A 4417-nucleotide genomic window follows, 5' to 3' on the forward strand; every position below is an offset into this window, starting at 1 on the left:
CGCGGGGGGCGGGGGCGGGCAGGGCGGCCTTGTCGATCTTCCCGTTGGAGGTCAGCGGGAACGTGTCGAGGACGACCACGTCGGCCGGGACCAGGCCGGCGGGCAGCCGTTCGGCGGCGTGGGTGAGCAGGGTGGCCGGGTCGGGGGTGCGGCCGGGGGCCGGGACGACGTATCCGACCAGCTGCGGGCGGCCGGCCCTGCCCTCCCGGACGAGGGCCACCGCACCGCCGACGGCCGGGTGTTCGGCGAGGGCGGTGGCGATCTCGGCGGGTTCCGCGCGCAGGCCGCGGATCTTCACCTGGTCGTCGGTGCGGCCCAGGTAGTGGAGGGTGCCGTCGTCGTCCTGCCAGGCGAGGTCTCCGGTGCGGTACATGCGGGTGCCCGGGGGGCCGTACGGGTCGGCCGTGAAGCGTTCGGCGGTCTGCGCGGGGCGGTGCAGGTAGCCGTCGGCCAGGGGGCCGGCCAGGTACAGCTCGCCCTGGGTGCCCGGGGCCACCGGGCGGAGCCGGTCGTCGAGCAGGCGGACGTGGGCGCCGGTGAGCGGACGGCCCAGGGGGGTGCGCGTCTGGCCGTGGCCGCGGGCGAGGGGCCCGGAGAGGGTGACCGCCACCGTGGCCTCGGTGGGCCCGTACACGTTGTGGAAGCGGCGCCCGGCCGTCGCCCAGCGTTCCACCAGTTCGGGCGGGCAGGCTTCCGCGCCGACCGCCAGCACCCTCAGGTCCGGGCAGGCACCGGCCGGGACCGTCGCCAGCACGGACGGTGTCGTCATGACCGCGGAGACCCGGCGCCGCGTCAGCACCCGTGCCAGGTCGTCCCCCACGAGCAGGCCGGCCGGCGGCAGGACCAGGGTCGCGCCGGAGCCGAAGGCCATGCACAGGTCGGCGACCGATATGTCGAAGGTCGGGGGGCCTAGCTGGAGCACCCGGTCGCCGGAGGCCAGGTCCAGCCCGTCCGCCAGGGACTCGGCGAGCGCGGCCAGGCCGGAGTGGGGGACGACGACGCCCTTGGGGGTGCCGGTGGAGCCGGAGGTGTGGATGACGTAGGCGGGGGCGGCCGGGTCCGGGTAGGGGGTGGTCAGCGGCTCGCCCTCGTACGACTCGGGGCCCGGCACCAGCACCGGTATGCCGCCGGCCGCGGGCAGCGCGTCGTCCGCGACGACCAGCACCGGCCCGGCGTCGGCCAGCGTGCGCCGCAGGCGTTCCGCAGGGTGCTCGGGGTCCAGGGGCAGATACGCGGCCCCCGTCCGCTGGACGGCCAGCGCGGTCACCGGCCAGTCCGTGCCGCGGGCGCGCACGAGCGCCACGAGTTCGCCCGGGCCGGCCCCGAGCCGGGCCAGGGTGCCGGCCAGCCGGTCGACGCGGTCGGCGAGCTGCGCGTACGTCAGGATGTGGGTGCCGGTGTCGAGGGCGGGCGCGTCCGGGGTGCGGGCGGCCCGGCGGGCCACCAGTTCGGGCAGCGACACCGGCTGCGCGGCGGCGGAGCCGGATGCCAGGCCGAGCAGGCGCTCGCGCAGGGCGGACGGCACGATGTCGATGTCGGCCACCCGCAGCGCGGGGTCGGCGGTGACCTGCCGCAGCAGCTCGACGTAGCACTCGGCCCAGCGCGCCACCGCTTCGGGCGAGAACGTGTCCGTGCGGATCTCGAAGCTGCCGATCATCGCGTCGCCGCTGTCCTTCACCACGCCGACGAGGTCGTGCTCGCCGCCGGTGTGGATGCGTTCCGGTTCGGCGAACTCGCGTACGGCGGAGACGCTCGGCTGCTGGGTCAGGTGCATGAAGACCCACTGGAACAGCGGGGACCGGCCGATGCTGCGCTCGGGTGCGGCCGCCGCCACGATCCGGCCGACCGGCAGGTCGGCGTTGGCGACGAGGCCGGGGAAGTCGGCCGCGAACACGGCGAGGAGGTCGGCGAAGGAACTGTCGGGGCGTACCCGCCAGCGGGTGGGGACGGCGTTCATGACGTAGCCGATGACCCGGTCCAGGCCCTTGGCCGCCCGGTTGGCGACGGGGGTGCCCAGCACCATGTCCTCGGCGCCGGTGACCCGGTGGGCGAGGACCGCGAACGCGGCCATCAGCACGCCGTAGACGGTGGTGCCGGAGCGGCGGGCCAGGGCGCGGACGGCGGCGGCGGCGTCCGGGTCGAGGTCGAAGCCGATGTGGACGATGCCGTCGGGGTCGCGGTCGGGGTCGTCGGCGGCGGATCCGTGGCCGGGGGCGGTGAGCGGGCCGGGCGGGTCGGCCAGGTAGCGGCGCCAGAAGGCGAGCCGCTCGCCGAAGACGCCGGACTCCTCCAGTTCGCCCTGCCAGGCGGAGAAGTCGGCGTACTGGACGGCGGGGCGGGTGAGCCGGGGCTCGGCGCCGTCGCGGATGGCCAGGTACGCCTCGGCGAACTCGTTCTGCAGGACGTCGAAGGACCACCAGTCGGCGATGGCGTGGTGCACGCTCAGCATCAGCGTCGTCCGGCGCTCGTCGACGCGGACGAAGCGGCCGCGCATCAGCCTGCCCCGGTCGAGGTCGAAGGGGCGCCGGCGGAAGGCGTCGAACGCCTGGTGGACGGTGGTCCCGGTGCCGCGCAGGTCGTCGCGCTCCAGCACGAAGGGGCCGAAGTCGGGGAAGTCGACCTGGAGTTCGCCGTCCGGGGTGCCGGTGACCCGGGTGCGCAGGATGTCGTGGTGCTTCTGGACGAGGGTGAGCGCCGCCTCCAGGTGGGCGACCTCCACCGGGTCCTCGAAGTGGTAGGCGCAGCACAGGTTGAGGGCGGGGGTGCCGGGATACAGCGACTCGTACGCCCACAGGTCCTGCTGTGCGGGGCTGAGCCGGACCGGCCGGGCGGGGTCCCTCGGCGGGACGACGGCGGGCACGTCCCGCACGCGGCCGCTCTCCACGAGCTTGCGCAGCAGCTTGACGCGCTGCTCACCGGTGAGCGCGCTGAAGCGGTCGGCGAGGGAGGCGGCGGGCCGCTGTCCCTGACGGACGGGGGCGGTCATCACAGGCTCTCTTTCAGTTCGGCCAGCCGGTCGAGGCTCGTGAGCACGTCGTCGGTACCGAGGCCGAAGTCGACGAAGCAGGCGACCTCGTCCACGCCCAGCTCCGCCAGATCGGCGAGCATCTTGGCGCAGGCGCCGGGCGAGCCGAGCAGGCTGCCCCAGCTCAGGTAGCGCTCGAACGCGAACTCCGCGAGCAGCGCGGTCTTCTCCTCGGTGAGCGCGGCGGTGCCGGCGTCGGCGGTGCGGTTGGCGGCGGTCTGGCGGAGGTAGGAGGCGAGGTACGCCTTCAGCGGGGCGGCGGCCAGGCGCCGTACCTCGGCGTCGTCGGCGCCGACGTACGTGTGCGCCATGAGGGTGACGCGGCCGTGCGCGTCGGTGCCCCGCTGGTCGGGGGCGGCGGCGCAGGCGGCGCGGTAGCGGGCGATGCGGTCGGCGAGGTCGTCCCGGCTCTGCCCGACGGTCGCGCCGAGGACCCCGCAGCGCAGCCGGCCGGCCGCCTCCCACGTCTCCGGGTTGCCGGACGTGGTGATCCACAGCGGCAGCGACTCCTGCACCGGCCGCGGCTGGGGCAGCACACCGACCGGCTTGCCCGTGCCGTCCGGGAACTCGGCGCTCTCCCCGGCCCACAGCGAGCGCAGGACGGGGACGGTGTCCAGGGTGCGGGCGCGGCGGTCGGCGTAGTTGCCGGGTGCCAGCGCGAAGTCGGCGGAGTGCCAGCCGGTGGCGACGGACAGGCCCACCCGGCCGTGCGAGAGGTTGTCCACGACCGCCCATTCCTCGGCGACCTTCAGCGGGTGGTGCAGCGGCAGGACGACGCTGCCGGCCCGGATGCCGATCCGCTCGGTGGCCACGGCGAGCGCCGCGCTGAGCACCGGTGGACTGGAGAAGACCTGCCCGACCTGCTGGAAGTGGCGTTCGGGCGTCCACAGGGCGTGGAAGCCGAGACGGTCGGCGGCCCGGGCGACGGTGAGGATGTCCTCGTAGGTGCGCTCGTGCCGCACCCGCCCGGTGGCGGTGCTGTCCGCACCGAAGAACATCACGCTGAGGTCCACTGCCTGTCCTCCTGCTCCGTGCCGCTGCGGTCGGCCGCGGTCGTCCGGGTCGTCTGGGGTGTGTGCGGTACGCGCGCCCGGCGCGGGATGGGCGCCAGGGCGGGCTGCGGGCCGGCCGCGGTGCCCTCCAGCGCGGCGGCGAGCGCGGCGACGGTGGGCGTGGCGAACAGCTGGGCGGCGGTCACCGGCCGGTCCGGGGTGCTCAGGCGGGCGGCGACCCGGACGGCGCGCAGCGAGTTGCCGCCGAGGGCGAAGAAGTCGTCGTGGCGGCCGACCCGGGGCAGGCCGAGGACCTCGCGCCAGACCGCGGCGACGCGTTCCTCGGCGGGGGTGGGCACGGCGGCGCCCGGGGCGGGCGCGGGGGTGGGGGCCGGCGCGG

3 protein-coding genes are annotated in these 4417 nt (G+C 76.0%); all 3 read right to left on the reverse strand.

Annotated elements, in window-relative coordinates:
* Nucleotides 1-2986 (reverse strand): amino acid adenylation domain-containing protein (locus tag GT045_RS31190; RefSeq protein ID WP_161336229.1); only part of this gene is annotated, 2986 nt, incomplete at its 3' end.
* On the reverse strand, nucleotides 2986-4038 hold the full coding sequence (locus GT045_RS31195; RefSeq protein WP_161336230.1) for a MupA/Atu3671 family FMN-dependent luciferase-like monooxygenase: 1053 nt from the start codon (nucleotides 4036-4038) through the stop codon (nucleotides 2986-2988). The genes GT045_RS31190 and GT045_RS31195, both read right to left, overlap by 1 nt.
* A partial coding sequence (locus GT045_RS31200) for a phosphopantetheine-binding protein (RefSeq protein WP_161336231.1) occupies nucleotides 4023-4417 on the reverse strand: 395 nt, incomplete at its 5' end. The genes GT045_RS31200 and GT045_RS31195, both read right to left, overlap by 16 nt.

It is taken from the genome of Streptomyces sp. SID486, from assembly GCF_009865385.1.
Lineage (GTDB): Bacteria > Actinomycetota > Actinomycetes > Streptomycetales > Streptomycetaceae > Streptomyces.